Genomic DNA, 25,452 nt, shown 5'->3' with positions numbered 1-25,452 from the left:
CATGATGTGCTGATGTTCTACGCCGTCATCCCGGCGGGCGGCAGCGGCACAAGGTTGTGGCCGCTGTCCCGCGCCGGCCATCCCAAGTTCCTCCACCCGCTGACCGGCACCTCCGCCTCACTGTTGCAGGCCACGGTCGACCGGTTGTCGCCGTTGACCACACCCGAGCGGACGCTGGTGGTCACCGGGGCCGCGCACGCCGCGGCGGTGGCCCGGCAACTGGCCGGTGTGCCGGAGGAGAACATCCTGGTCGAGCCCTCCCCGCGGGACTCCTGCGCGGCCATCGCGCTGGCCGCGGCGGTGATCGCCGAGCGGGCGCCGGACGCGGTGATGGGCTCGTTCGCCGCCGACCACCTGATCGGCGACCCGGCCCGCCTGGCCGAGGTGGTGCGGCAGGCGATCGGCGGGGCCGAGCAGGGGTTGCTGATGACGGTGGGCATCACCCCGACCCGGCCGGAGACCGGCTACGGCTACCTGGAGACCGGCGACCCGCTGGGCGACGGGCCGCTGCGTCCGGTGCGCGAGTTCAAGGAGAAGCCGGCCGCCGAGGTGGCCGAGGGCTACGTCCGGTCCGGCCGGCACCTCTGGAACGCCAGCATGTTCGTCTGGCGGGTGGACGTCTTCCTGGCCGAGCTGGCCCGCCAGCAGCCGGCGCTGCACGCCGGGATCACCGCCATCGCGGCGGCCTGGGGCACCCCGGAGCAGGACGACGTGCTCGGCACGGTCTGGCCGACGCTGCCGAAGATCTCGGTCGACTACGCGGTGATGGAGGGCGCGGCGACCGCCGGCCGGGTGGCGACCGTACCGGGTGACTTCGGGTGGAACGACGTCGGCGACTTCCACACCCTGGGCGAGGTGCTGCCCGGTGACGCCGACGGCAACGTGGTGCTCGGCGGCGACGCCAAGCCGGGTGTGCTGCTGCACGACACCACCGGGACCGTGGTGGTGCCGCACTCCGGCCGTTTCGTCGCCACCGTCGGGGTGCACGACCTGATCGTGGTGGACACCCCGGACGCGCTGCTGGTCTGCCCCCGCGACCGGGCGCAGGACGTGAAGAAGGTCGTCGACCAGCTCAAGGAGCGCGGCGAGGAGAGCCTGGTCTGATCCGGCGGGTCCGTCGGCCGCCGGCGTGGGTCACCCGGCGGCGCGACGGGCCAGCGCGGCCAGCGCCGGCGCCACCAGCTGGCGGGTCCCGCCGGCCAGCGGCGTGGGCAGCCGGTCCGGCGGGAACCAGCCCAGCGCGTCGGACTCGGCGCTGACCCGTTCGGTCGCACCCGCCGGCGCGAACACCGCGAACCGGACGTCGTAGTGCAGCGACCCGCCCTGGCACGCGACCGCGTGGACGTCCACGTCGATCGGCTCCGGGCCGACGGTCAGGCCGGCGATGCCGGACTCCTCGGTGGCCTCGCGCAGCGCCGCGCTGACCAGGGTCCGGTCGCCGGGCTCGCAGTGTCCACCGAGCTGCACCCACTTGTGGAACTTGCCGTGCAGGCAGAGCAGCACCCGCTCGCCGGTCGGGTCGAGGACCAGCGCGCTGGCGGTGACGTGTCCCGGCCGGTGCGTCCGCGTCATCGCGACCGGCCCGGCGGCCAGCAGCGCCAGGGTCCGGTCCCGGTTGGCGGCGGCGGCCGGGCTGGTCGCCGTCCAGCGGCGCAACGCCGCGACGGCGTCGGCGTGCAGCTCGGCGTACGCGGTGAGGTCGGTGTCGGGCACCCGGACACTCTACGAGCGCCGCCTCCGTACCCTGGCCCGGTGACCCTGCGACTCGTCGAGTTCCTGGTGGCCGGCAACGAGGCCAGCGACTTGCTGCCGGTGCGCTCGCCCGCGTTGCTGCGGGCGCACGGAGCGCGGCGCGGCTTCTGGACCGTGCTGGACGAGGGGCCGGTGGAGCACTGCCTGGCCCTGCTGCTGGAACGCGACGACGGCGAGTGGGTGGCGCACCACGTGCCCGCCGACGCGGGCCCGGAGAACGGCCGCACCGAGGACGGCGAGGCGCTCGCCCACCACGACGGCTGGGTCTACGTCTTCGGCTCGCACTTCGGCTCGAAGGGCGGGCCGCTGCGCCCCCGGCGTGCCTTCGTGGCCCGCTTCCGGGAGGACGACGCGGCGACCGGAACGCTTGCCGTGCACGTGGTGCGCAACCGCTTCCGGCTGCACCGGGCGGTCAACGACGCGCTCGCCGCCGCCCCGCTGGTCCCGCTGCCACCGGGCGAGCGGGTCCGGCAGCGGTTCATCGTGGAGACGGTGGCCCGGGGGACCGCCCGGGCCAAGAGCTGGGTGACCCGGCTGACCGAGGACGACCTCCCGCTCAACGTCGAGGCGGCGGCGTTCACGCCGGACGGGACCGTGCTGCTCGGGCTGCGCTTCCCGGTGACCGCCGACGGTGAGCCGATCTACGTCGAGCTGGCCGGGGTGGCGGAGATGTTCGACGACGCGGCGCGCTGGCCGCGGGCGCTCGGCGCGTACGCGCTCACCGGGGTGACGCCGGCCGGGGCGTTGGCCGGCTTCCGCGCGATCACGCCGACCGACGACGGCGGCTACGCGGCGGTGATCGGGTCGATCGACGCGCTGGGCAAGGGCTCGGTGCTGTTGGACGACCACCCGCATGGCGGCGACGTGACGTCCCGGCACGTGCGGTTCCGCCACGCGGCCGGTGCCGACGCCCGGGTGGCCGCCGAGCCGGTGGCGGAGCTGGCGCCGTTCCACCACGTGGAGGGCTTGGCCGAGGTGGCGGGACGCTGGTACTTCGTCACCGACGAGGACCACCGGGTGGCGCTCTGGATCGGATGAGCGAGGGCCGGACGGCACCCCTGCGGAGCAGATCCGCAGACCCTCGTGGTGCCGTCCGGCCACGCCCGTCGGCCGGCGACCGGGTCGACACTGCGCCCCGGCGTCGGCGGGCAAGGACGAGTCTGCCGAACCGGCCCGTCACGCGTCGAGGTTTTTCACGTCACGCTTAAAGATGGAGATTAGTACCGACGGGTAAAGTGCCAGGGGTGGCGTGCGCCCCCGCCGTCCGCCCAGGAGAGCGCTCCATGTTGAAGATCATTTTCTCGAGTGAGGACATTCTGCGGACCCGGGTCGCCCCGGCCGCGGACCCGCTCTGGGAGCTGGTCCTCAGTGTGCACCTGCTCCAGGGTCGCGGTCGTGACCCACTGATGACGACCTGGCGACGCACCGTGGCGCACGGGCTGCGGTCCGACACCGGCGCCGAGCGCTACCGCCTGCTTCTCGCGCTCAACCCGCCGCGTGGCTACTTTCCCGACTTCCTCACACCGTCCGCCAGCCGGGACGGCTTCGAGGCCGGGCTGGAAGCCGTCCGGGGCACGCCGGCCGACATGCTCCGCCGCGACCTGACCCTGCTCGCCGGCGAGAACCCGCTACCCCCCTCGGCGACGGCGCTCGCCCGGGGCGAGCCGGAGATGCTGCACCACCTCACCGAGGCGATGGCGCGCTATCAGTCGCTGGCGGTCACCCCGTACTGGACCCGGGTGCAGGCCGCGGTCGAGGCGGACCGGGCCCGGCGCGCCCGGGCCATGCTCGACGGCGGCGCCGAGGGGCTGCTGGCCAGCCTGCGACCCAGCATGCGCTGGGGCGGCGGGGTGCTCGAGGTGCTCGACTACCCGGACACCCGGGAGCTGCACCTGGACGGCCGGGGCCTGCTGCTCGTGCCGTCGTTCTTCTGCTCCCGCACTCCCGTGGCGCTGGTCGACCCGACCCTGCCGCCGGTGCTGGTCTACCCGGTCGACCGGCTCGGCGGCCTCATGCCCGGCGGTGGCGCCGCGCGGGACGGTGGCGCCGGCCAGAGCGAGGCGCTGGCCGCCCTGCTCGGCCGCACCCGCGCCTCGGTGCTCCAGGCCGCCGACGAGGGCTGCACCACCGGCGAGATGGCCCGCCGACTGCACATCTCCGCCGCCGCGGCCAGCCAGCACACCACCGTGCTGCGCAACGCCGGGCTGCTGGTCAGCCACCGCGACCGCAACACCGTCCTGCACACGTTGACCCCGCTGGGCCGAGCCGTCCTGGAGTCCTGACCGGGCCGTGGCCCGCGGGGGCGCCGGTCAGAGCGCCAACGTGGCGCTCGCCGTGCTGCCGGCCGGCGGGGGCAGCAGGGCGGACCCGATCCCCTCGGCGGCCAGCGCGGTGCGCAGGCGTTGCAGGTCGGCGCCGAACCGGACCAGGTCGGCCCGGTCGACCGGGGTCGGCGCCGCGCCGAGCACCAGGCCGGTGGCCGAGGCGGGCCAGCCGCGCACGGTGGCGGCGAGCCCGGCGCGTACCTCGTCGTCGGTGACGTGGGTGAAGACGGTGCCGGGGGCGACCACCTCGGCCACCGCGGCGACCGCCCGCGCCACCGCGTCCGGGTCGGCGGGGGTGGCACCGGTCGTGTCGGGAAGCGTGGCCGCCGCCCGCAGCCCGTCCGCGCGCGCCTCGGCCGTGCCGAGCGAGAACAGGTCCATCGAGGCGTCCCGCACCAGGGCCCGGGCGCCCTCGTCGTCGTCGTCGGTCGCGGTGAGGTAGCCACGGACGACGGCGACCGGGACCTGGTCGCACTTGCCCTTGATCAGCTCGCCGGCGGCCGCCAGTTCGTCGACCACGGCCATCTGGGTGAGCTGGAGCTCGTTGCCGTACGGGTCGACCTCGCCCCGGTGGTCTCGGATCGCCGGCATGCCGGCCACCCCGAGCGCCACGTCGGTGAGCCCGTTGCGCCACGGGCGGCCCATGGTGTCGCTGACGACGACGGCCACGTCGAGACCGTGCCGGTCGCGCAGCGCGGCCCGCAGCGCCCGGGCGGAGGCGTCCGGGTCCACCGGCAGGAGCACCAGTCGGGTCTTGTCCACGTTGGAGGCGTCGATGCCGGCGGAGGCCATCACGAACCCGTGGTGGGTCTGCACGATCCGGGTCGCGCCCCGGGTGGCGACCACCCGGGCGGTCTCCCCGGCCAGCACCCGGTCGCGCGCGGCGAGCCGTTCCGGGCCGTCGGCCGGCACGTCGACCAGCCGGCCCTCCGCCTTCGACACGATCTTGCTGGTGACCACCAGCACGTCGCCGTCGCGCAGCCAGGGCGCCGCGCCGGCGATCAGGGCGGCCAGGTCGTCGCCCTCGGTCACGTGGCCGATGCCCGGCACCGGCAGGATCTCCAGCCTCACATCAACTCCAGCGCGGCGCGCACCATCGCGGCGGTCGCCGCCTCGTCGGTCATCCGCAGCGGCGCCGAGCGGACCGTCACGCCCGGCACCGTGGTGCCCTCGTCCTCCGGGGCGACCAGCCACCCGTCCAACAGACCCCCGTCGGAGCGGGCGCCGTAGAGACCGCCCACCCCGGCCGCGCTGCACTCGACGCCGAGCACGGCCAGGCAGCGGTCGGCCATGCCGCGCACCGGCGCGCCTCCGATGACCGGGGAGACCCCGACCACCGGGGCCGGCCCGTCGGCCACCGCCTCCCGCAGGCCGGGCACGGCCAGCACCGGCGCGATGCTGACCACCGGGTTGCTCGGCGCGATCAACACCACGTCCGCGGCGGCGAGCGCCTCCACCACGCCGGGGGCGGGCTTCGCCGTCTCCGCGCCGACGAACACGAACCGGTGCGTGGGTACGTCCGCCCGGTAGCGCACCCACCACTCCTGGAAGTGGACCGCCCGCCGGCCCTGCTCGTCGTCGGCAGTGCCGGCACTGTTCGCGAGTGCGGGGCTCGCAAGCTCACTCCTCCCGCTCACGACCACGTGGGTCTCCAGGCGGTCGTCGGTCGCCGGCAGCAGGCGTACGCCGGGCTGCCAGCGGGTCGCCAGCGCCTCGGTGACCTGCGACAGCGGGTAGCCGGCGTTGAGCATGGTGGTGCGCACCAGGTGGGTGGCGACGTCCTTGTCGCCGAGGCCGAACCAGCTGGGCTCCGCGCCGTACGCGGCCAGCTCCGTCTTGATCGTCCAGGTCTCGCCCGCCCGGCCCCAGCCGCGCTCCCGGTCGGCGCCGCCGCCGAGCGTGTAGAGCACGCTGTCCAGGTCGGGGCAGACCTTCAACCCGTGCAGCAGCAGATCGTCGCCGACGTTGACCACGGCGGTCACCTCGGCGCCCACCTCCCGGGCGTACGCCCGCACGCCGAGCAGGAAACGGGCGCCCCCGATGCCGCCGGTCAGAACCACGATGCGCATGCCGTCCATCCTTCCGCACGTGCCGCCGTGGGTCGCCGGGTGGCGGGAGAGACTACGCTCACGTCGGCAACTGTCCGCTTTCGTCCCCTGGGGGAGTCCGTGACCAGCCCCGCCGAGCCCGCGTCCGGTGACGCCGCGCAGGCCAGCCAGCTGACCAAGCCACTGCGCGAACTGGCCGCGCTCGTCCTGCTCGGCGCGAACGCCGTGCTGCTCTTCGTCGGCCTGCTGCGCCTGCTGGTGCCGGTCGACGACTACAGCACGTTCAGCGGTCGGGCCGGAAGCACGTTCTTCGCCTTCGTCGGGCTGGAGTCGACCGTCCTGCCGGTGCTGGCGGTGCTGCTCGCCACGCACGTCCGCCCGGTGCTGCCGAAGGCGAAACTGATCACCCTGGTGGCGTTGGTCGAGTACGGCGTCGCCGCCTTCTTCGGCGCGTTGACGTTCCTGATCTGGCTGGTCGGCCGGCTCGCCGACGGCGAGGTGCTGGACGCGTTCCTCGGGCTGCTCACCCGGGTGGCCTGGCTCGCCGTCTTCGCGGTCGCCGCGTACGTGGTGTTCACGGTCTGGCGCCGGCTCTATTACGTGCCGAAGCCCAAGCCGCAGCCCGGTGTCTACGGCCAGGCCCAGCCGGGCTGGCCGCAGCAGCCCGGCCAGCCGGGCGGCTACCCGGCGCCGGGCGGCTACCCGCCGGCCGGTGTGCCGCCGCAGCCGGGTCAGCCCCCGGCCGGCTACCCGCAGGCGGGCGGCCCGCCGCAGCCCGGTTGGCCGCAGGCCGGCCCGTACGGCCCGCCGCAGTCGGCGCCGCCGTTCAACACCGCCCCGCCGCACGCCCCGCAGTCGAGCCCGCCGTTCGGTCAGCCGCCGGCCGCCCCGCAGTCGAGCCCGCCGTTCGGTGGGCCGCAGTACGGCGCCCCGCAGCCGGCCCCGCCGTTCGGCCAGCCGCCGTCGGCGGACCCGACGCAGGCGATCCCGCGTCAGCCCGCCGAGCCGGGCCAGCCCGCGTCCCCGGCCGGGGACGAGCGCACCCAGCGTTTCGACCGCGAGGACCCGAACCAGCCGCGCTGAACGCCGCGCGGGCGGCGGCGGAACACGCCGCCGCCCGCGCGGCGGGCCGGTGTCAAGAGGGGCCCCCGCCTTTACCGGAGGCGTTGAGCGGGGGCCCCTCCTTACACTCGAGTGAACCGCGAGCGGCACCGCATAGGCTGGGCCGATGGTTGATCGCAGTGAGCCCGTCCCGACCGAGGCGAGCGTCCGGCGGGCGCTCGGTCGCGCCGCCACCGGCCGGGCGTTGGACGCGGACGAGGCGGCGGCGCTGCTGACCGCGCGCGGCCCGGCGCTGGACGAACTGCTCCGCGTCGCCGGGGACATCCGCGACGCCGGCCTGCGCGAGGCCGGCCGACCGGGGGTGGTGACCTTCTCCAAGAAGGTCTTCGTCCCGCTGACCCGGCTCTGCCGGGATCGCTGCCACTACTGCACGTTCGCCACCGTGCCGCACCGACTGCCCGCCGCCTACCTGGAACGCGACGAGGTGCTGGCGATCGCCCGCGAGGGCGCCGCGCAGGGCTGCAAGGAGGCGCTGTTCACGCTCGGCGACCGCCCGGAGGAGCGCTGGCCGGCGGCCCGGCGGTGGCTGGACGAGCGGGGCTACGACTCGACCCTCGACTATCTGCGCGCCTGCGCGGTGGCGGTGCTGGAGGAGACCGGCCTGCTGCCGCACCTCAACCCGGGCGTGCTCTCCTGGTCGGAGTTGCAGCGGCTCAAGCCGGTCGCGCCCAGCATGGGCATGATGCTGGAGACCACCGCGACCCGGCTCTGGTCGGAGCCGGGCGGCCCGCACTTCGGCTCGCCCGACAAGGAGCCCGCGGTGCGGTTGCGGGTGCTCGACGACGCCGGCCGGGTCGGCGTGCCGTTCACCACCGGCATCCTGATCGGCATCGGCGAGAACCGGGCCGAGCGGGTGGACGCGTTGTTCGCCATCCGCCGCGCGATGCGGGAGTACGGCCACCTCCAGGAGGTGATCGTGCAGAACTTCCGCGCCAAGCCGGACACCGCGATGCGCGGCATGCCGGACGCCGAGCTGCACGACCTGGCGGCCACCGTGGCGGTGGCCCGGGTGCTGCTCGGCCCGCGGGCCCGGATCCAGGCCCCGCCGAACCTCATCGCCGGTGAGTACGACCTGCTGCTGCGCGCCGGCATCGACGACTGGGGCGGCGTCTCGCCGGTCACCCCCGACCACGTCAACCCGGAGCGTCCCTGGCCGCAGCTGGACGAGCTGGCCCGGCGCACGGCGGGCGCGGGTTTCACGCTGCGCGAGCGGCTGACCGTCTACCCGGAGTACGTGCGGGCCGGCGCGCCGTGGCTGGACCCGCGCCTGCTGCCGCACGTCACCGCGCTCGCCGACCCGGCCACCGGGCTCGCGGTCGAGGCGGCGCGCCCGGTGGGACGGCCCTGGCAGGAGCCGGAGGAGGTCTTCGGCGGCCGGACCGACCTGCACGTCACGATCGACGTCACCGGCCGCACCGAGGACCGGCGGGGCGACTTCGACAGCGTCTACGGCGACTGGTCCGAGGTGGCGAACAAGGTCACGCGTCCGGTCGGCGTACCCGGATCCGGCGGTGCGGACGCCGATCTGCGCGCGGGCCTGCGGCTGGCCGCTGACGACCCGGCCGCGCTGCTGGCCCCGGCGCACGAGGCGAAGGCGCTGGCGTTGTTCGGCGCGGACGGCGCGGCGCTGGACGCGTTGTGCCGGATCGCCGACGACGTGCGCCGGGACGCGGTCGGCGACGACGTGACCTACGTGGTCAACCGGAACATCAACTTCACCAACGTCTGCTACGTGGGCTGCCGGTTCTGCGCCTTCGCCCAGCGGGAGAGCGACGCCGACGCGTTCCGGCTGTCGCTGGAGCAGGTGGCCGACCGGGCGGAGGAGGCGTGGGCGGCCGGCGCCACCGAGGTGTGCCTCCAGGGCGGGATCGACCCGAAGATGCCGGTCACCGGCTACGCCGACATCGTCCGGGCGATCAAGGCGCGGGTGCCGGGCATGCACGTGCACGCGTTCTCCCCGATGGAGATCGTCACCGCGGCGGCGAAGGCCGGCGTGCCGGTGCGGGAGTGGCTCGGCATGCTGCGCGAGGCCGGGCTGGACACCATCCCGGGCACCGCCGCCGAGATCCTCGACGACGACGTGCGCTGGGTGCTCACCAAGGGCAAGCTGCCGGCCGCCGCCTGGGTCGACGTGGTGAGCACGGCCCACGAGCTGGGCATCCGGTCCAGCTCCACGATGATGTACGGCCACGTCGACCACCCGGGCCAGTGGCTGGCCCACTTCCGGGTGCTGGCCGGGGTCCAGGACCGCACCGGCGGGTTCACCGAGTTCGTGGCGCTGCCGTTCGTGCACACCAACGCGCCGATCTACCTGGCCGGCATCGCCCGCCCGGGGCCGACCTGGCGGGAGAACCGGGCGGTGCACGCGATGGCCCGGCTGCTGCTGCACGGCCGGATCGACAACATCCAGTGCTCCTGGGTGAAGCTCGGCGACGCGGGCACGGTGGAGATGCTGCGGGGCGGCTGCAACGACCTCGGCGGCACGCTGATGGAGGAGACCATCTCCCGGATGGCCGGGTCGGGCAACGGTTCGGCGCGTACCGAGGAGCAGTTGCGGGCGATCGCCTCGACCGCCGGGCGACCGTTCCGCAAGCGGACGACCGCGTACGGTCACACCGGCGCCTGACGTCGAACCTTTCCCCGCCGCCGGCCGTACCTGTCGATGCCGGCGGCGGTTGCGGCGAGGACCGCCGCCGGTGACCCCCAGCCCGGGGACCCGGCGGCGTCCGGGTGCCCGGCCCCCGCGGCGCCGCGGCGCCGGCCCGGAAAGGTTGCCGATGAGCACTGACGAGACCACCGACGCCCCCAAGCGGCGGCCCTGGCCGCGGCTGACCCGGCGGCAGACGTTGACCGCCGCCGCGAGCGCCACCCTGGGCGCGGCCGCGCTCACCGTGCCGGGCCTGTCCGCCGCGCAGAACGCCCCGACCGCGAGCCGGCGCGACGAGCCGATCGTGGTCCATCTCCGCGACGCCGCCACCGGCGCGATGGACGTCTTCGTCGGTACGACCCGGGTCCAGGTGCGCGACCGGGGTCTGGCCGACCGCCTGGTGCGCGCCGCCGGCCGCCGCTGATCCCGCCCCTCCCGGCGCGGGCTCCCGCCGCCGGTCCCGACTTCCGTTCACCCGACGAAGGTGTGGTCCGCCATGTCCTCTCACCGTGAGGCCCCGGAGATCGCCAAGGATCCGGTCGCCGACAGCTCCGATCTCTACGCGTTCGTCAGTCCCAGCCAGCCGGACACGGTCACGTTGATCGCCAACTACGTGCCGGTGCAGCTTCCCTCCGGCGGCCCCAACTTCTTCGAGTTCGGCGACGACGTCCGGTACGAGATTCACGTCGACAACGACGGCGACGGTTATCCGGACGTCACCTATCGTTTCGAATTCACCACCGAGATCACGAACCAGAACAGTTTTCTCTACAACACCGGGCCGATCGAGTCGCTGGAGAGCAAGAACTGGAACCGGCGCCAGTTCTACCGGCTGACCCGGATCGCGGACGGGCGTGAGCACGTGCTGGCGCACAAGCTGCCCTGCCCGCCGTGCAACGTGGGCCCGCTGTCCACGCCCAACTACCAGAACCTGGTGAAGCAGGCGACGTTCAAGCTGTCCACCGGGGAGAAGGTCTTCGCCGGCCAGCGGGCCGACGGGTTCTTCGTGGACCTGGGCGCGGTGTTCGACCTGGGCACGCTGCGGCCGTTCCAGCAGCTGCACGTGGCCGGGAAGAAGCTGTTCAAGACCGAGGGCGAGCCGGTCAACGCGCTGGACCGGCTGAACGTGCACAGCATCGCGGTGCAGGTGCCGCTGAGCAAGGTGCGCCGCCGGGCCAGCCGGTACGGCTACGCCGACCGCGCCTCCACCATCGGCGTCTGGACCAGCGCGTCGCGCCAGCAGGTCCGGGTCCTGGGCGAGCGGGTGGCCGCGGACACTGCCGCCGGCCCCTTCACCCAGGTGTCACGACTCGGCAACCCGTTGTTCAACGAGGTCATCGTGCCGATGTCCAAGAAGGACCTGTGGAACACGCTGCCGCCGTCGGAGGACAAGCGGTTCGCCGGCTTCGTCGAGCGCCCCGAGCTGGCCGCCCTGCTGCCGACGCTCTACCCGGGCGTCTTCCCCAACCTGGACGCGCTGAACAAGGCCAAGAAGCCGCGGGCCGACCTGGTGGCGATCCTGCTCACCGGCGTACCGGCCGGGCTGATCGACGGCTTCGCCAACACCACCGGCGACGTGCAGGCCGACATGCTGCGCCTGAACACGGCGATCCGGCCCAGCCGCAGGCCGGACCGGTTCGGCGTGCTCGGCGGCGACCTGGCCGGCTTCCCGAACGGCCGCCGGGTGGGCGACGACGTGGTGACCATCGCGCTGCGGGCGATCGCCGGGCTCACCGTCCCGCTGGTGGACAGGACGTTCAAGCCGGACGCCGCCGCGGCGGCGGTCACCCCGGGGCTGGACGCGGGCGACGTGACCGCGCCGTTCCTCGGCGACTTCCCGTTCCTCGGCACGCCGTACGACGGGTTCAACAACCCGCCGGCGAAGAAGTCCTGAGGGGAGCGGGAATGGGACACCAGCACCACGACATGGGACCGTCGTTCAGCGGCACGGTCGTGCTCGACCTCGGCGGCGACTCCGGCGCGCTGATCATCCACACCGGCCGGGAGCTGCACGGGCGGGAGATCGAGATCAGCCGCGCGGACCGGGACGGACCCCGTACCCACTCCGCCGTCCGGGAGCGGCACGTGCGTGACGGCGTCTTCCACAGTGCCGTCTACCCGGACCTGGAGGCCGGTCCCTATACCGTCTGGTGGGACGATGTCACACCCGCCGGCGCGATCTCCGTCACCGGTGGAGCGATCACCGAATTCGCCTGGCCGAGCAGTTCACCGCCCCGGTCGGACTGACCGACCGCCGCGCCGGCCCCCGCGCCCCGTCCACATGATGGACGGGGCGCGGTCGGCGTTGACCGACTCGACGGGCGGTACCGCGACGGGCGCGTTACCCTTTGGCCCACCAATTCTGATCTTGGAACGACGGCCGGCGGGGGCGTCCGGCCGGCCCACCCGAGGGTGCGCCACGGCAGAAAACTTGGGGCAACTCGCCGGGGAGGGCGTTACTCGTCCGGGGTCTGAATCGATAGGGCAGGTTGCGAGGCTACGGGCGGCCGCAGCGGTCGTCCCGGTCGTGTCGGGAGGGCGACTCCATTATCAAGTTTGGCTTGACGGCGCACGCATTACACGCGTGTAATTTGAATGGGGTTGTTCGCACGGAACGCAACAAAACAGGTCCGTACGGACAGGCACGCCTTTCGCGTGGGGGGTTGCAGCGGCGAATGACGCCGGTGCGCGACAAGGAGGCAATCGATGGACGGCCAGCTCGAGGTGGCCGACCTGCTCGGGAACGCGCCGGAGTGGCAGGAGCGGGCGCTCTGCTCGCAGACCGACCCGGAGGCGTTCTTTCCCGAGAAGGGCGGCTCGACCCGCGAGGCGAAGCGCATCTGCTCGCGGTGTGAAGTGAAGACGGAATGTCTGGAGTACGCGCTCGGCCACGACGAGCGGTTCGGGATCTGGGGCGGCCTCTCCGAACGGGAGCGGCGCAAGCTCAAGCGGCGGGTCGCCGCCTGAGGAGCGTACGGACCGGGGCGGTGGGGGCCGCCCGGTCCGCGCGGTCGGCGTCCGGCCGGTCAGGCCAGTTCGTCGGGGTCGACGCCGAGCAGGTTCGCCACCTGCTCGATGATCACGTCGTGCACGAGGTCGGCGAGGTCCTCCCGGTCCATCGCGCGGAACTCCAGCGGCCGCCGGTAGAGCACGATCCGGGGCGGCACCTCCTGGCGGCCGGGCCGGCCCGGCAGCAGCCGGGCGAGCGGCACCTCGCCGTCCTCGAGCACGTCCGAGTCGTAGACGTTCAGATCCGGCGGGACGTCCTCGACCGCGAACTCCACCCCGGCCAGCTCCTTGGCGAACCGGCGTTCGAGCGTCTCCACCGTGTCGAGCACCAGGTCGTCGAAGACCTCGGCCTTGGTCCGGGCCAGCGGCACGGTGGCCGGCACCAGACGCCCGCGCAGCCCCCGACCGTGCCGGTCGCGGTGGGTACGCCGGCCGGAGCCGGGGCGGCGGTTCTGCGGGCTGGTCATGAGGCACAGGGTAGCCCGGCCACCGGGCCGGACCGCCGTGGCGCGGTCGACCGGCGTGCCGGTGCGCCGACGGGACGAATTGTGATCACCATGACGGGCGTGTCGTAACGCGAAGCGGTGCGCCGGACCCGGTAATGGGGATACCCTGCCGCCGTGAGGTCACCACGGCGCTGCTCCCGTAACGGCTGCCCCCGGCAAGCGGTCGCCACATTGACCTATGTCTACAACGAGTCGACGGCGGTGGTGGGCCCGCTCGCGGCGTTCGCCGAACCGCACACGTACGACCTCTGTGAGCCGCACGCCCGCAACCTGACCGCCCCGCGCGGCTGGGACGTGGTCCGGCACGAGGGTGAGTTCGAGCCGCCGCCACCCACCACGGACGACCTGGTGGCGCTGGCCGAGGCGGTCCGTGAGGCCGCCCGCCCGGCCCCGCCCCGCCCTCCGTCCGACGACCAGCCGTCCCCCCAGCCCCCGCACCAGCAGGGCCGCCGGGGCCACCTCCGGGTCATCCCGCCCAACCACTGACCCGCCCCCTGGGCGCCGGCTGCCGAGAGGGCGGGGTCAGTGGCCGAGGAAGCGGGCGAAGAGGGCGGCCCGGCGGGCGGGGCGGTGGGTGCGGAGTTCGGTCTCGTCGGCGGACGACATGACTCTCAGGCCGGCGTTCATCGCGAGCCAGCGCAGCGGCTCGGGCTCCCAGCGCGGGGAGCGGTGCCCGACCCAGGGCAGCGCGGTCAGGTCGCTCTCCCGGCCGGTGATCAGGTCGGCCAGCGTACGGCCGGCCAGGTTGCTGGTGCCGACGCCGTCGCCGACGTAGCCCCCGGCCCAGGCCAGCCCGGTGCGGCGGTCCAGCCCCACCGAGGCGGCCCAGTCCCGGGCCACCCCGAGCGGACCGCCCCAGGCGTGCGTCACCGGCACGTCCGGCCCGAGCACCGGGAACAGGTCACCGAGCGCCCGGCGCAACGCCGCGAACACCCGGGGCTCCCGGTCGAAGTCGGGCCGCACCCGGGAGCCGTAGTGGTAGGGGGCGCCCCGGCCGCCGAAGGCGAGCCGCCCGTCGGCGGTGCGCTGGCCGTAGACGATGACGTGCCGGTGGTCGGAGAACGTCTCCCGCTCGGCCAGGCCGATCCGGGCCCACGTCTCCTCCGGCAGCGGCGGGGTGGCCACCATCAGCGAGTAGACCGGCGCGACCGACCGCCGGTGCCCGGGCAGCGCCGGGGTGAAGCCCTCGGTCGCGCGGACCACCACCGGCGCCCGCACCACGCCCGCCGGGGTCACCGCCGTCCCGGGCCGCAGCGCGGTCACCGGGGTGCGCTCGTGCAGGCGTACGCCGCGGCGCTCCACCGCCCGGGCCAGCCCCCGGACCAGCTTCGCCGGGTGCACGGCCGCGCAGTGCGGGGTGTACGTGCCGCCGCGTACCCCGTCGGCGGCGCAACGGGCGGCGGCCTCGGCGGCGTCGAGCAGCACCAGGTCGTCGTCGGTCAGCCCGTACGCGTGGGCCTCGGCCACCGCGGCCCGGGCCCGGTCGAGTTGCGGCCCGGTGCGGGCCAGCACCACCGTGCCGCCGGCCCGCCAGTCGCAGTCGACGCCCTCGGCGGCCACCACCCGGCCCACCTCGCGGACCGTGTCGTGCATGGCCCGCTGCATGGCGAGCGCCCGGTCCCGCCCGTGCCGGCGGGCCAGCGCCGGCAGTGAGGTGGGGAAGAGCGCCGAGCACCAGCCGCCGTTGCGGCCGGAGGCGCCGTACCCGGCGATCTCCCGCTCCAGCACCACGATCCGCAGCGTCGGGTCGGCCTCGGCCAGGTAGAAGGCCGTCCACAGCCCGGTGTACCCGGCGCCCACGATCGCCACGTCGGCGTCCGTGTCGCCGGGCAACCCGGCTCGCGGCGTCAGCGGCTCGTCCAGGCTGGACAGCCAGTACGACAGGTCCTGGTAGCCCACGGTCTACAGCCGCGACCACGCCTCGGTCAGCACCGCGCGCAGGATCTGCTCGATCTCGTCGAACTGCTGCTGCTCGGCGATCAGCGGCGGGGCGAGCTGCACCACCGGGTCGCCCCGGTCGTCGGCCCGGCAGTAGAGCCCGGCGTCGAACAGCGCGGTGGAGAGGAAACCGCGCAGCAGCCGCTCGGACTCGGCCTCGTCGAACGTCTCCCGGGTCGTCTTGTCCTTGACCAGTTCGATGCCGTAGAAGTAGCCGTCCCCCGCACGTCACCCACGATCGGCAGGTCGTGCAGCTTCTCCAGGGTGGACCGGAACGCGTCCTCGTTGGCCCGGACGTGCCCGACCAGGTCCTCCCGGGCGAACACCTCCAGGTTGGCCAGGGCCACCGCGCAGGAGACCGGGTGGCCGCCGAACGTCACGCCGTGGGCGAACATGCCGGTCTCGGTGAGGAACGGCTCCATCAGCCGGTCGCTGGCGATCATCGCGCCGAGCGGGGCGTAGCCGGAGGTGATGCCCTTGGCCGTGGTGATGATGTCCGGCTGGTAGCCGTACCGGGTGGCGCCGAAGTACTCGCCGAGCCGGCCCCAGGAGCAGATCACCTCGTCGCTGACCAGCAGCACGTCGTACGCGTCGCAGATCTCGCGCACCCGCTCGAAGTAGCCGGGCGGCGGCGGGAAGCAGCCGCCGGAGTTCTGCACCGGCTCCAGGAAGACCGCGGCGACCGTGTCCGGCCCCTCCCGCTCGATCGCCCGGCCGATCTCCTCGGCGGCCCAGCGGCCGAACGCCTCGGCGTCGTCGCCGTGCTCCGGCGCCCGGTAGAAGTTGGTGTTCGGCACCTTGATGCCGCCGGGCACCAGCGGCTCGAAGTCGCTTTTGATGCCGGGCAGGCCGGTGATCGACAGCGCGCCCATCGAGGTGCCGTGATAGGCGATGTAACGGCTGACCACCTTGTGCTTGTTCGGCCTGCCGGTGCGCTTGAAGTAGGCCCGGGCCAGCTTCCAGGCCGCCTCGACGGCCTCCGAGCCGCCGGTGGTGAAGAAGACCCGGTTCAGGTCACCCGGGGTCAGCGTGGCGATCTTCTCGGCCAGCTCGACCGCGGTCGGGTGGGCGTACGACCAGAGCGGGAAGTAGGCCAGCTCGCCGGCCTGCTTGGCGGCGGCCTCGGCCAGTTCGGTCCGGCCGTGGCCGGCGTTGACGACGAAGAGCCCGGCGAGCCCGTCCAGGTAGCGGCGGCCCTGCGCGTCCCAGACGTAGGCGCCCTCGCCGCGCACGATGGTCGGGACCTCGCCGGCGGAGTAGCTGGCCATCCGGGTGAAGTGCATCCAGAGGTGGTCGGTGGCGTTGGCCATGTCAGCCCCATCGGGTCTCGGGCCGGTCAGGGGTGACACCGGCCGCTCTGCCCACGGTTATCCCACAGTCATTGCTGATAACGCAACTGTCGACGGACGGGCGCAACGGATTCAGCGACCTGGGCGCACGTAGGCGACGGATTTCGCGGCTGCCCCGGGCGGGCCCGGTAGCGGGTCGGGCGCCTTTCGAGCTGAGTCGTTGGTGATATCAGCTCGAAAGGCGGGGGACTTCGGTCGGTGCGGACCAGACAGCTGCGGCGTCTTCCCGGGGCGCTGCCGCGCGACAGCAGGGACCACGCGGCCTGGCTTCACCGGGTCAGGCGGTGCCCCAGCTGTAGGTCTGCTTGCGCAGCTTCAGGTAGACGAACGCCTCGGTGGAGACCACCCCGGCCACCCCGCGCAGCTTCTGCAGGATCTCCAGCAGGTGCGCGTCGTTGCGGCAGACCACCTCGGCCAGCAGGTCGAACGAGCCGGCGGTGATCACCACGTAGTCGATCTCCTCGAACTCGGCCAGCCGGTCGGCGACCGTCTCCAGGTCGCCGTCGGTGCGCAGCCCGATCATGGCCTGGCGCGGGAAGCCGAGCTGGAGCGGATCGGTCACCGCGACGATCTGCATGACGCCGGCGTCGAGCAGCCGCTGCACCCGCTGGCGTACCGCCGCCTCGGAGAGGCCGACCGCCTTGCCGATGCTCGCGTACGGGCGTCGCCCGTCCTCCTGGAGCTGTTCGATGATCTGCTTCGCCACGTCGTCGAGCAGAGCGTGGCTGGCGCCGTCACGCACCGTCACGCGACGGTTGCCGTTGCCGTTCTCCAGGTGCCGGTTGGCCATCGCCGCTCCCCATGTCCGAATCTCCGTGCTGAGCGTAGTGCTCCGGCGCAGTCTGGCGTATTTCGTGGTGCATGGCTATTCCGGCAACGGAATCCCTTGTAAGGGAGGGGTTCTCATGTCAGGATCAGGCCTCCATCGCCACTGACCCCTCCGCCGGCGAGCCAACCCCCGTCCCGCCGCCGACGATGCCCCCCAAGGAGTCGTCACATGCGTAGTCCCCTCCGGACGCTCACCCGGCGTGGTCTGCTCACCGGGACCCTCGGCTCGGCCGCCCTGCTCGCCACCGCGGGCACCCTCGCGGGCTGCGGCACCAAGGGCGCCCAGCAGACCGAAGCCGGTTGCCAGAGCGACGACGTTTCCGCCACCGAGAAGAAGCTCGCCTTCTCGAACTGGCCGCAGTACATGGACACCGACGAGAAGGACGAGTCGAAGCGGCCCACCCTGGACGCGTTCGTGGCCGCCTCCGGCATCCAGGTGACCTACACCGAGGACGTCAACGACAACAACGAGTTCTTCGGCAAGGTGCAGAACCAGTTGGCCGGCTGCCAGAGCACCGGCCGGGACATCATGGTGCTCACCGACTGGATGGCCGCCCGGATGATCCGGCTCGGCTGGATCCAGAAGCTGGACAAGGCCAAGATCCCCAACGTCGAGGCGAACCTGCTGCCGTCACTGCGCGGCCGGTCGTTCGACAAGGACACCCAGCTGGCGATCCCGTGGCAGTCCGGGCTGGCCGGCCTGGCCTACAACGCCAAGGTCACCAAGGAGATCCGCACCGTCGACGAGCTGCTCACCCGCCCCGACCTCAAGGGCAAGGTGACCGCGCTGTCGGAGATGCGCGACACCATGGGCCTGCTGCTCCAGGCCGGCGGCCACGACCCGGCCAACTTCACCCCGGCCCAGTTCGACGACGCGCTGACCAAGCTGAAGAAGGCCGTGGACAGCAAACAGATCCGGCGCTTCACCGGCAACGACTACGCCCCCGACCTGGCCAAGGGCGACATCGCCGCCTGCATCGGCTGGTCCGGCGACGTGATCCAGCTCGGCTTCGAGGACGAGAAGATCAAGTTCGTGGTGCCCGAGTCCGGCGTGATGCTCTGGTCGGACAACATGCTGGTGCCCAACAAGGCCAGCCACAAGGCCAACGCCGAGGCGCTGATGAACCACTACTACGACCCGGCGGTGGCGGCGAAGCTGGCCGCCTACGTCAACTACATCTGCCCGGTGCAGGGCGCGCAGACCGAGATGGAGAAGATCGACCCGGACCTGGCCAAGAATCCGCTCATCTTCCCGGACGACGCGATGCTGGCGAAGTCGAAGGTCTTCATGGCCCTCGACGAGCAGCGTGAGAAGGAGTACGAGACCAAGTTCCAGCAGGTCATCGGGGCGTGAGGCAGATGGCGCAGGAAACCCCGGCCGGCGATCTGCGACTGGCCGACCTGACCAAGCGGTTCGGTGTCTTCACCGCCGTCGACGACCTCAGCCTGACCGTCCCGCAGGGCTCGTTCTTCGCCCTGCTCGGCGCGTCCGGCTGCGGCAAGACCACCACGCTGCGGATGATCGCCGGGCTGGAGGCGCCGACCAGCGGGCAGGTGCTGCTCGGCGACCGGGACATCACCGGGCTGCGGCCGTACCGGCGGCCGGTCAACACGGTCTTCCAGAGCTACGCGCTCTTCCCGCACCTGGACATCCACGAGAACGTCGCGTTCGGGCTGCGCCGCCGGGGCATCCGCACGGTGGGCGACCAGGTCGAGCGGATGCTCGCGCTGGTCCAGCTCCAGGGGTACGGCCGGCGCCGGCCGGCCCAGCTCTCCGGCGGCCAGCAGCAGCGCGTCGCGCTGGCCCGGGCGCTCATCAACCACCCGCAGGTGCTGCTGCTCGACGAGCCGCTCGGCGCGCTCGACCTGAAGCTGCGCCGGCAGATGCAGATCGAGCTGAAGCGGATCCAGACCGAGGTCGGCATCACGTTCGTGCACGTCACCCACGACCAGGAGGAGGCCATGACCATGGCCGACACGGTCGCGGTGATGAACGCCGGCCGGATCGAGCAGCTCGGCGCCCCGGCCGACATCTACGAGTACCCGGCCACCGCGTTCGTGGCCAACTTCCTCGGCCAGTCCAACCTGCTCGCCGGTGAGGCCGGCGGCCACGCCGGGGACGACGTGCTGGTCACCGCGCACGGCGCGCGCTTCTCCGTGCCCGCCGACCGGGCCCGGGTCGTCGACGGGCCGACCTTCCTCGGCGTACGGCCGGAGAAGCTGCACCTGGCCGGCGGCCCCGACGACGTGCCCGCCGGGCACCAGCACGTCGGCGGCGTGGTCACCGACGCCTCCTACGTCGGGGTGAGCACCCAGTACCTGGTGCGCACCGCGTGGGGCAGCGAGCTGTCCGCGTTTGCCGCCAACAGCGGGCTGGGCGGGCGGCTGGCCGTCGGCACGCCGGTGACCGCGCACTGGGACCCCCGGCACGCGTTCCTGCTGCCCCGGGCGGGCGGCGAGGACGACCAGACCGCGCCGCTGCTCGACGAGCCACCGGTCGGTGCGCTCTCATGACCGCGCTGGCCCACGTACCGACCGCCGGCGGGAAACCGGCGCCACCGCCGGTGCGGCGCGGGCGCGCCCGGCTGCTGCCGTACCTGTTGCTGCTGCCCGGCGCGGCCTGGCTGCTGGTCTTCTTCGCGCTGCCGCTGCTCCAGCTCGCCGCCGCCAGCCTCTACGACCCGGCCGGCTCGCTCTCCACCGGCTACGCGATGACCTGGGCGGTCGGCAACTATCCGGACGCGTTGCAGGCGTACTGGCCGCAGTTCCTGCGCTCGTTCCTCTACTCCGCGATCGCGCTGGTGCTGGCGCTGCTGATGGGCTACCCGCTGGCGTACGCGATCGCGCAGAAGGCCGGCCGGTGGAAGAACCTGCTGCTGGTCGCCGTGGTCGCGCCGATGTTCACCAGCTTCCTGGTGCGCACGCTGGCCTGGAAGACCATCCTGTCGGACAACGGCGCGCTGGTCGGGCTGCTGCGCGACGTGCACCTGCTCGGCCCGGACGGCCGGCTGCTCGCCACGCCGATCGCCGTGGTGCTCGGCCTGACGTACAACTTCCTGCCGTTCCTGGTGCTGCCGCTGTACGCGAGCCTGGAGCGGCTCGATCCCCGGCTGCTGGAGGCGGCCAGCGACCTGTACGCGAGCCCGCTGCGCGCGTTCGGCAGGGTCACCCTGCCGCTGTCGATGCCCGGCCTGATCGCGGGCACGCTGCTCTTCTTCATCCCGGCCACCGGCGACTACATCAACGCGGAGCTGCTCGGCACGCCGAACGAGTACATGATCGGCAACGTCATCGACTCGGCGTTCCTGGTCCGGCTGGACTACCCGCAGGGCGCGGCGCTGTCCTTCCTGCTGATGGCCGCGATCCTGGCCATCGTCTTCGTCTACCTGCGCAAGGCCGGCACGGAGGAGGTGCTCTGATGAGACTCAGGCGCTGGCTCGCCGACCGGTGGGTGATGGGCGTGGCCCTGCTCGTCCTCGGCTACCTCACCCTGCCGATCGCGGTGGTGGCCGGACTTTCCTTCAACCGGCCGTCCAGCCGGCTCTCCTACGACTTCAACGAGTTCACGCTGGACAACTGGGCCCGCCCCTGCGCCACCGCCGACATGTGCGACGCGGTGGTGCGCAGCATGGAGATCGGCCTGATCGCCACCGTCGTCTCCACCGTGCTCGGCACGCTGATGGCGTTCGCCCTGGTGCGGCACGGCTTCCGCGGGCGGTCCGGCATCAACGGGCTGATCTTCCTGCCGATGGCCACCCCGGAACTGGTGATGGGCACCTCGCTGCTCGCCCTCTTCGTCGCCGCCGGGGTGCCGCAGGGCTTCTGGACCATCGTCATCGCGCACGTGATGTTCTGCGTGTCGTTCGTGGTGGTCACCGTGAAGGCCCGGCTCGCCGGCATGGACCGGCGGTTGGAGGAGGCCGCCATGGACCTCTACGCCAGCGAGTGGCAGACGTTCCGCCGGATCACGCTCCCGCTCGTGCTACCCGGCATCGTGGCCGCCGCGCTGCTCGCCTTCTCGCTCAGCTTCGACGACTTCATCATCACCAACTTCAACGCCGGCACCACCGTCACGTTCCCGATGTACGTCTGGGGCGCCGCCCAGCGGGGCATCCCGCCGCAGGTCAACGTCATCGGCACGGCCATGTTCGGGATAGCGCTGCTGCTGGTCGGGGCCAGCTCGCTGCGCGGCCGACGGTCCCGACGGGCCGCCCTCGCGGTGATCGCCACCCCGGCGGGGAAGCCATGACGCTCCCGCATACCGGCCGGGCGCTGGCCGACGCCGCGCCCGTCCCGTACTGGCTGGACCGCCCGGAACGCCCCGACCCGCTGCCGCCGCTGACCGGCGCGCACGCCGCCGACCTGCTCGTGGTCGGCGGCGGGTACGCCGGGCTGTGGACCGCGCTGCTGGCCAAGGAGGCCGATCCGGACCGCGACGTGCTGCTCGTCGACGCCGGCACCTGCGGCTGGGCGGCGTCCGGGCGCAACGGCGGCTTCTGCGCCGCGTCGCTGACCCACGGGCTGGCCAACGGCATCGAGCGGTTCCCCGGCGAGATCGGCGAGCTGGAACGGCTCGGCCGGGAGAACCTGGACGCCATCGCCGCCACCGTGGCGAGGTACGACATCGACTGCGACCTCGAACGGACCGGCGAACTGGCGGTGGCGGTCGAGCCGTACCAGCTCGACGGGCTCGCCGCCGACGCCGAGCTGGGCCGCCGGTACGGCCACGACGTGCGGCTGCTCGACCGCGACGAGGTCCGTGCCGAGGTGGCCTCGCCGACGTACCTCGGTGGGATGTGGGACCGGGACCGGACGGCGCTGCTCGACCCGGCGAAGCTCGCCTGGGGGCTGCGCCGCGCCGCGCTCGGCCTGGGTGTCCGGATCCACGAGCACACCCGGGTCACCGGCCTGGCCACCGACGGGGCCGCGCTGCGCGCCACCACGGCCGGCGGCGCGGACGCCGCGCCCGGCACGGTACGGGCCCGGCGGGTGGTCCTGGCCACCAACGCGTTCCCGCCGCTGCTGCGCCGGCTGCGCGCCTGGACCGTGCCGGTCTACGACTACGCGCTGATGACCGAGCCGTTGAGCCCGGCCCAGCGGGACGCGATCGGCTGGCGCCACCGGCAGGGGTTGGCGGACACCGGCAACCAGTTCCACTACTACCGGCTCACCGCCGACGGCCGGATCCTGTTCGGCGGCTACGACGCGGTCTACCACTACGGCAACCGGGTGGCCCCCGCGCTGGAGCGGCGCGAGGCCACCTTCACCACGCTCGCGTCGCACTTCTTCGCGACCTTCCCCCAACTCGACGGGCTGCGCTTCAGCCACCGCTGGGGCGGCGTGATCGACACCTGCACCCGGTTCTGCGCGTTCTTCGGCACCGCCCACGAGGGGCGGCTGGCGTACGCCGCCGGTTACACCGGGCTGGGCGTCGGCGCCACCCGCTTCGGCGCGCGCGTCACCCTCGACCTGCTCGCCGGCGCGGACACCCCGCTGACCCGGCTCGACCTGGTGCGCCGCAAACCGCTGCCGTTCCCGCCGGAGCCGATCCGGGCCGCCGGCATCAACCTCACCCGCTGGTCGCTCGCCCGCGCCGACGCGCGGGACGGGCGGCGCAACCTCTGGCTCCGTACTCTCGACCGCTTTGGACTGGGGTTCGACTCCTGATGCGTATCCTTCTCGTCGGCGCCGGTGGCGTCGGCTCCGCCGCCGTATCCATCGCCGCCCGCCGTTCCTTCTTCGAGACCATGGTGGTCGCCGACCACGACCCGGCGCGCGCCGCCCGGGCGGTCGCCGGCCACGGCGACCGGTTCGTCGCCGCCACCGTCGACGCGTCGTCCGCCGACGCGGTCGCCGCGCTCTGCCGGGAACACCGGATCACCCACGTGTTCAACGCGGTCGACCCGCGCTTCGTCATGCCGATCTTCGACGGCGCGTTCGCGGCCGGGGCCGACTACCTCGACATGGCGATGTCGCTGTCCCGGCCGCACCCCGAGCGCCCCTACGCGGAAACCGGGGTCAAGCTCGGCGACGAGCAGTTCGCCGTCGCGGACCGGTGGGCCGCCGCCGGCCGGCTGGCGCTGTGCGGCGTCGGCGTCGAACCGGGCCTGTCCGACGTCTTCGCCCGCTACGCCGCCGACGAGCTGTTCACCGAGATCGACGAGATCGGGGTACGCGACGGCGCGAACCTCACCGTCGCCGGCTACGAGTTCGCTCCCTCGTTCTCCATCTGGACCACCATCGAGGAGTGCCTCAACCCGCCGGTGATCTGGGAGGCCGGGCGCGGCTGGTTCACCACCGAGCCGTTCAGCGAACCGGAGGTCTTCGACTTCCCGGCCGGCATCGGCCCGGTCGAGTGCGTCAACGTGGAACACGAGGAGGTGCTGCTCATCCCGCGCTGGGTGCCGGCTAAGCGGGTCACCTTCAAGTACGGTCTCGGCGCCGAGTTCATCGAGGTGCTGCGGACGCTGCACAAGCTCGGGCTGGACGCGACCGAACCGGTGCGCGTGCGCGGGGTCGACGTGTCACCGCGCGACCTGGTGGCCGCCGCGCTGCCCGACCCGGCCACGCTCGGCGACCGGATGAGCGGGAAGACGTGCGCCGGCACGTACGTCACCGGCACCGGGCCGGACGGCCGGCCCCGGCGGGTCTACCTCTACCACGTGGTCGACAACGAGTGGTCGATGGCCGAGTACGGGCACCAGGCGGTGGTCTGGCAGACCGCGGTGAACCCGGTCGTCGCGCTGGAGCTGCTGGCCACCGGCGCCTGGTCCGGCGCGGGCGTGCTCGGGCCCGAGGCGTTGCCACCACGGCCCTTCCTCGACCTGCTCACCGACTACGGTTCACCGTGGGGGATGGAGGAGCGATGACCCGCTACGGCCCGATGTACGGCCCCGACGTGACGTTCCTCGGCGTGCCGCCGTGCACCGTCGAGGAGCCGGTCACCTACGCCGACGCCGACGTGGTCGTCATCGGCGCGCCGTTCGACGGCGGCACCTCGCACCGGCCGGGCACCCGCTTCGGCCCGTCCGCGATCCGGCAGGCCTGCTACCTGCCGCACGACGGCTCCCGGCCGTCGCTGGCGCTGCGCGTGGACGCGCTGCAGGACCTGTGCGTCTACGACGCCGGTGACGTGGAGATGTTCGGCGGCGACATCGAACGTTCGCTGGCCGCGCTGGAGACCGCCGTGCACGCGGTCGCCGCCGCCGGGGCGATCCCGGTGGTGCTCGGCGGCGACCACTCGATCGCGTTGCCGGACGCCACCGGGGTGGCCCGGCACCACGGGCTGGGCCGGGTGTCGCTGGTGCACTTCGACGCGCACGCCGACACCGGCGACGTCGAGTTCGGGTCCCTGCACGGCCACGGCCAGCCGATGCGCCGGCTCATCGAGTCCGGCGCGGTACGCGGCGACCGCTTCCTCCAGATCGGCCTGCGCGGCTACTGGCCGGGTCCGGAGACGCTGGCGTGGATGGCCGAGCAGCGGATGCGCTCGTACGAGATGACCGAGGTCGTGGCCCGGGGCCTGGACACCTGCCTCACCGAGGCGTTCGGCATCGCGACCGACGAGTGCGAGGGCGTCTTCCTCTCCGTCGACGTGGACGTGGTCGACCCCGGCATGGCCCCCGGCACCGGCACGCCCGAGCCGGGCGGGTTCACCTCCCGGCAGTTGCTCGACGCGGTCCGCCGGGTCTGCTACGAGCTGCCCGTGGTCGGCCTGGACGTGGTCGAGGTCGCCCCGCCGTACGACCACGCCGACATCACCGCCTACCTGGGCAACCGCGTGGTCCTGGAGGCGCTCTCCGCGATCGCCCGCCGCCGCCGCGACGCCGTCGGCGGAACCTCCTGGAACCCCACCCAACCCCTCCTCGACGCCCGCTGAACCTGGCCCGCCCGCTTCGCGCGTCGATCTTGCACTTCCTGCCCCGACAA

23 protein-coding genes and 1 pseudogene are annotated in these 25,452 nt (G+C 73.2%); 17 read left to right on the top strand and 7 right to left on the bottom strand.

All coding sequences use genetic code 11. The annotated features are described in order from the left end of the window. The first annotated feature begins 12 nt into the window (after positions 1–12). Positions 13–1,104: a mannose-1-phosphate guanylyltransferase gene (locus COO58_RS02240; RefSeq protein ID WP_098746051.1), complete on the top strand. Its 1,092-nt coding sequence runs from the start codon at positions 13–15 to the stop codon at positions 1,102–1,104. Positions 1,105–1,134: 30 nt separating this feature from the next. Here the strand turns inward: COO58_RS02240 and COO58_RS02235 are convergent, their stop codons facing one another. Then, the gene (locus COO58_RS02235) at positions 1,135–1,713 is read right to left on the bottom strand and encodes an NUDIX hydrolase (RefSeq protein ID WP_098743641.1); all 579 of its coding nucleotides are present in this window, start codon (positions 1,711–1,713) and stop codon (positions 1,135–1,137) included. Between the two features lie 39 nt (positions 1,714–1,752). On the opposite strand from COO58_RS02235, the gene COO58_RS02230 reads away from it, so the two are divergent. Together COO58_RS02230 and COO58_RS02225 are read left to right on the top strand one after the other, a co-directional pair. Next, positions 1,753–2,790, top strand: coding sequence for a hypothetical protein (locus COO58_RS02230; RefSeq protein WP_091581788.1), 1,038 nt, complete (start codon positions 1,753–1,755; stop codon positions 2,788–2,790). Between the two features lie 245 nt (positions 2,791–3,035). Beyond that, the gene (locus tag COO58_RS02225; protein ID WP_091581785.1) at positions 3,036–4,034 is read left to right on the top strand and encodes a helix-turn-helix transcriptional regulator; all 999 of its coding nucleotides are present in this window, start codon (positions 3,036–3,038) and stop codon (positions 4,032–4,034) included. 27 nt (positions 4,035–4,061) lie between these two features. Here COO58_RS02225 and COO58_RS02220 read toward each other — a convergent pair whose 3' ends face one another. Next, positions 4,062–5,147 carry a coenzyme F420-0:L-glutamate ligase gene (locus COO58_RS02220; RefSeq protein ID WP_091581782.1) on the bottom strand — a complete coding sequence of 362 codons (1,086 nt, stop codon included), beginning with the start codon at positions 5,145–5,147 and terminating at the stop codon, positions 4,062–4,064. Then, entirely contained in the window at positions 5,144–6,145 is a 1,002-nt protein-coding gene (gene cofD, locus COO58_RS02215) for a 2-phospho-L-lactate transferase (RefSeq protein WP_098746049.1), read from the bottom strand. The genes COO58_RS02220 and cofD overlap by 4 nt, the downstream gene beginning before the upstream one ends. Before the next feature lie 99 nt (positions 6,146–6,244). Here cofD and COO58_RS02210 point away from each other — a divergent pair, with 99 nt between their 5' ends. The 6 genes from COO58_RS02210 (at position 6,245) to COO58_RS02185 (ending at position 12,860) form a co-directional block, all read left to right on the top strand. After that, a complete protein-coding gene (locus COO58_RS02210; protein ID WP_091581775.1) occupies positions 6,245–7,207 on the top strand; it encodes a hypothetical protein in 963 nt (320 codons plus the stop codon). Between the two features lie 145 nt (positions 7,208–7,352). After that, the gene (locus COO58_RS02205) at positions 7,353–9,872 is read left to right on the top strand and encodes a bifunctional FO biosynthesis protein CofGH (protein ID WP_098743639.1); all 2,520 of its coding nucleotides are present in this window, start codon (positions 7,353–7,355) and stop codon (positions 9,870–9,872) included. 151 nt (positions 9,873–10,023) lie between these two features. Next, complete coding sequence (locus COO58_RS02200) at positions 10,024–10,317, top strand: hypothetical protein (RefSeq protein WP_091581768.1); 294 nt, start codon at positions 10,024–10,026, stop codon at positions 10,315–10,317. Between the two features lie 72 nt (positions 10,318–10,389). Further along, positions 10,390–11,787: a DUF4331 domain-containing protein gene (locus COO58_RS02195; RefSeq protein ID WP_091581766.1), complete on the top strand. Its 1,398-nt coding sequence runs from the start codon at positions 10,390–10,392 to the stop codon at positions 11,785–11,787. A gap of 11 nt (positions 11,788–11,798) precedes the next feature. Beyond that, positions 11,799–12,140, top strand: a complete 342-nt coding sequence (locus tag COO58_RS02190; protein ID WP_091581763.1) for a phospholipase — start codon at positions 11,799–11,801, stop codon at positions 12,138–12,140. Positions 12,141–12,599: 459 nt separating this feature from the next. Then, positions 12,600–12,860 (top strand): WhiB family transcriptional regulator, encoded by a 261-nt coding sequence (locus tag COO58_RS02185; protein ID WP_013284161.1) that lies wholly within the window; start codon positions 12,600–12,602, stop codon positions 12,858–12,860. A gap of 59 nt (positions 12,861–12,919) precedes the next feature. On the opposite strand, the gene COO58_RS02180 is transcribed toward COO58_RS02185, so the two are convergent. Further along, positions 12,920–13,369 carry a metallopeptidase family protein gene (locus tag COO58_RS02180; RefSeq protein WP_018787548.1) on the bottom strand — a complete coding sequence of 150 codons (450 nt, stop codon included), beginning with the start codon at positions 13,367–13,369 and terminating at the stop codon, positions 12,920–12,922. A 153-nt stretch (positions 13,370–13,522) separates the two neighbouring features. On the opposite strand from COO58_RS02180, the gene COO58_RS02175 reads away from it, so the two are divergent. After that, a complete protein-coding gene (locus COO58_RS02175; protein WP_091581759.1) occupies positions 13,523–13,894 on the top strand; it encodes a DUF3499 domain-containing protein in 372 nt (123 codons plus the stop codon). Positions 13,895–13,930: 36 nt separating this feature from the next. Here the strand turns inward: COO58_RS02175 and COO58_RS02170 are convergent, their stop codons facing one another. From COO58_RS02170 to COO58_RS02160, 3 genes and pseudogenes are all read right to left on the bottom strand, one after another. Next, the gene (locus tag COO58_RS02170; RefSeq protein ID WP_098743638.1) at positions 13,931–15,307 is read right to left on the bottom strand and encodes an FAD-binding oxidoreductase; all 1,377 of its coding nucleotides are present in this window, start codon (positions 15,305–15,307) and stop codon (positions 13,931–13,933) included. 3 nt (positions 15,308–15,310) lie between these two features. Further along, positions 15,311–16,656: pseudogene (locus COO58_RS02165) on the bottom strand (aspartate aminotransferase family protein). A 316-nt stretch (positions 16,657–16,972) separates the two neighbouring features. Beyond that, complete coding sequence (locus COO58_RS02160) at positions 16,973–17,485, bottom strand: Lrp/AsnC family transcriptional regulator (protein ID WP_091581749.1); 513 nt, start codon at positions 17,483–17,485, stop codon at positions 16,973–16,975. 207 nt (positions 17,486–17,692) lie between these two features. Here COO58_RS02160 and COO58_RS02155 point away from each other — a divergent pair, with 207 nt between their 5' ends. The 7 genes from COO58_RS02155 to speB are packed head-to-tail and all read left to right on the top strand — an operon-like array spanning position 17,693 to position 25,402. Further along, complete coding sequence (locus COO58_RS02155) at positions 17,693–18,877, top strand: spermidine/putrescine ABC transporter substrate-binding protein (RefSeq protein WP_098743636.1); 1,185 nt, start codon at positions 17,693–17,695, stop codon at positions 18,875–18,877. 5 nt (positions 18,878–18,882) lie between these two features. After that, entirely contained in the window at positions 18,883–20,037 is a 1,155-nt protein-coding gene (locus COO58_RS02150; protein ID WP_091581742.1) for an ABC transporter ATP-binding protein, read from the top strand. Beyond that, positions 20,034–20,942: an ABC transporter permease gene (locus COO58_RS02145; RefSeq protein WP_091581738.1), complete on the top strand. Its 909-nt coding sequence runs from the start codon at positions 20,034–20,036 to the stop codon at positions 20,940–20,942. The genes COO58_RS02150 and COO58_RS02145 overlap by 4 nt, the downstream gene beginning before the upstream one ends. Continuing rightward, positions 20,942–21,772: an ABC transporter permease gene (locus COO58_RS02140; RefSeq protein WP_176558723.1), complete on the top strand. Its 831-nt coding sequence runs from the start codon at positions 20,942–20,944 to the stop codon at positions 21,770–21,772. The genes COO58_RS02145 and COO58_RS02140 overlap by 1 nt, the downstream gene beginning before the upstream one ends. Further along, complete coding sequence (locus COO58_RS02135; RefSeq protein ID WP_098743634.1) at positions 21,769–23,190, top strand: FAD-binding oxidoreductase; 1,422 nt, start codon at positions 21,769–21,771, stop codon at positions 23,188–23,190. Before COO58_RS02140 ends, COO58_RS02135 begins: the two co-directional genes overlap by 4 nt. After that, positions 23,190–24,392, top strand: coding sequence for a saccharopine dehydrogenase family protein (locus tag COO58_RS02130; RefSeq protein WP_098743633.1), 1,203 nt, complete (start codon positions 23,190–23,192; stop codon positions 24,390–24,392). Before COO58_RS02135 ends, COO58_RS02130 begins: the two co-directional genes overlap by 1 nt. Continuing rightward, complete coding sequence (gene speB, locus COO58_RS02125; RefSeq protein ID WP_098743631.1) at positions 24,389–25,402, top strand: agmatinase; 1,014 nt, start codon at positions 24,389–24,391, stop codon at positions 25,400–25,402. The genes COO58_RS02130 and speB overlap by 4 nt, the downstream gene beginning before the upstream one ends. The last annotated feature ends 50 nt before the right edge of the window (positions 25,403–25,452 follow it).

The organism is Micromonospora sp. WMMA1996, assembly GCF_002573675.1.
GTDB classification, from domain to species: domain Bacteria; phylum Actinomycetota; class Actinomycetes; order Mycobacteriales; family Micromonosporaceae; genus Micromonospora; species Micromonospora sediminicola.
This window is presented reverse-complemented; position numbering and strand designations above follow the sequence as displayed.

Coding starts and splice junctions, on each gene's coding strand:
- COO58_RS02240 (WP_098746051.1), top strand. CDS start 13: ATGTTCTACGCCGTCATCCCGGCGGGCGGCAGCGGCACAAGGTTGTGG.
- COO58_RS02225 (WP_091581785.1), top strand. CDS start 3,036: ATGTTGAAGATCATTTTCTCGAGTGAGGACATTCTGCGGACCCGGGTC.
- cofD (WP_098746049.1), bottom strand. CDS start 6,145: ATGCGCATCGTGGTTCTGACCGGCGGCATCGGGGGCGCCCGTTTCCTG.
- COO58_RS02205 (WP_098743639.1), top strand. CDS start 7,353: ATGGTTGATCGCAGTGAGCCCGTCCCGACCGAGGCGAGCGTCCGGCGG.
- COO58_RS02200 (WP_091581768.1), top strand. CDS start 10,024: ATGAGCACTGACGAGACCACCGACGCCCCCAAGCGGCGGCCCTGGCCG.
- COO58_RS02195 (WP_091581766.1), top strand. CDS start 10,390: ATGTCCTCTCACCGTGAGGCCCCGGAGATCGCCAAGGATCCGGTCGCC.
- COO58_RS02190 (WP_091581763.1), top strand. CDS start 11,799: ATGGGACACCAGCACCACGACATGGGACCGTCGTTCAGCGGCACGGTC.
- COO58_RS02185 (WP_013284161.1), top strand. CDS start 12,600: ATGGACGGCCAGCTCGAGGTGGCCGACCTGCTCGGGAACGCGCCGGAG.
- COO58_RS02180 (WP_018787548.1), bottom strand. CDS start 13,369: ATGACCAGCCCGCAGAACCGCCGCCCCGGCTCCGGCCGGCGTACCCAC.
- COO58_RS02160 (WP_091581749.1), bottom strand. CDS start 17,485: ATGGCCAACCGGCACCTGGAGAACGGCAACGGCAACCGTCGCGTGACG.
- COO58_RS02155 (WP_098743636.1), top strand. CDS start 17,693: ATGCGTAGTCCCCTCCGGACGCTCACCCGGCGTGGTCTGCTCACCGGG.
- COO58_RS02150 (WP_091581742.1), top strand. CDS start 18,883: ATGGCGCAGGAAACCCCGGCCGGCGATCTGCGACTGGCCGACCTGACC.
- COO58_RS02145 (WP_091581738.1), top strand. CDS start 20,034: ATGACCGCGCTGGCCCACGTACCGACCGCCGGCGGGAAACCGGCGCCA.
- COO58_RS02140 (WP_176558723.1), top strand. CDS start 20,942: ATGAGACTCAGGCGCTGGCTCGCCGACCGGTGGGTGATGGGCGTGGCC.
- COO58_RS02135 (WP_098743634.1), top strand. CDS start 21,769: ATGACGCTCCCGCATACCGGCCGGGCGCTGGCCGACGCCGCGCCCGTC.
- COO58_RS02130 (WP_098743633.1), top strand. CDS start 23,190: ATGCGTATCCTTCTCGTCGGCGCCGGTGGCGTCGGCTCCGCCGCCGTA.
- speB (WP_098743631.1), top strand. CDS start 24,389: ATGACCCGCTACGGCCCGATGTACGGCCCCGACGTGACGTTCCTCGGC.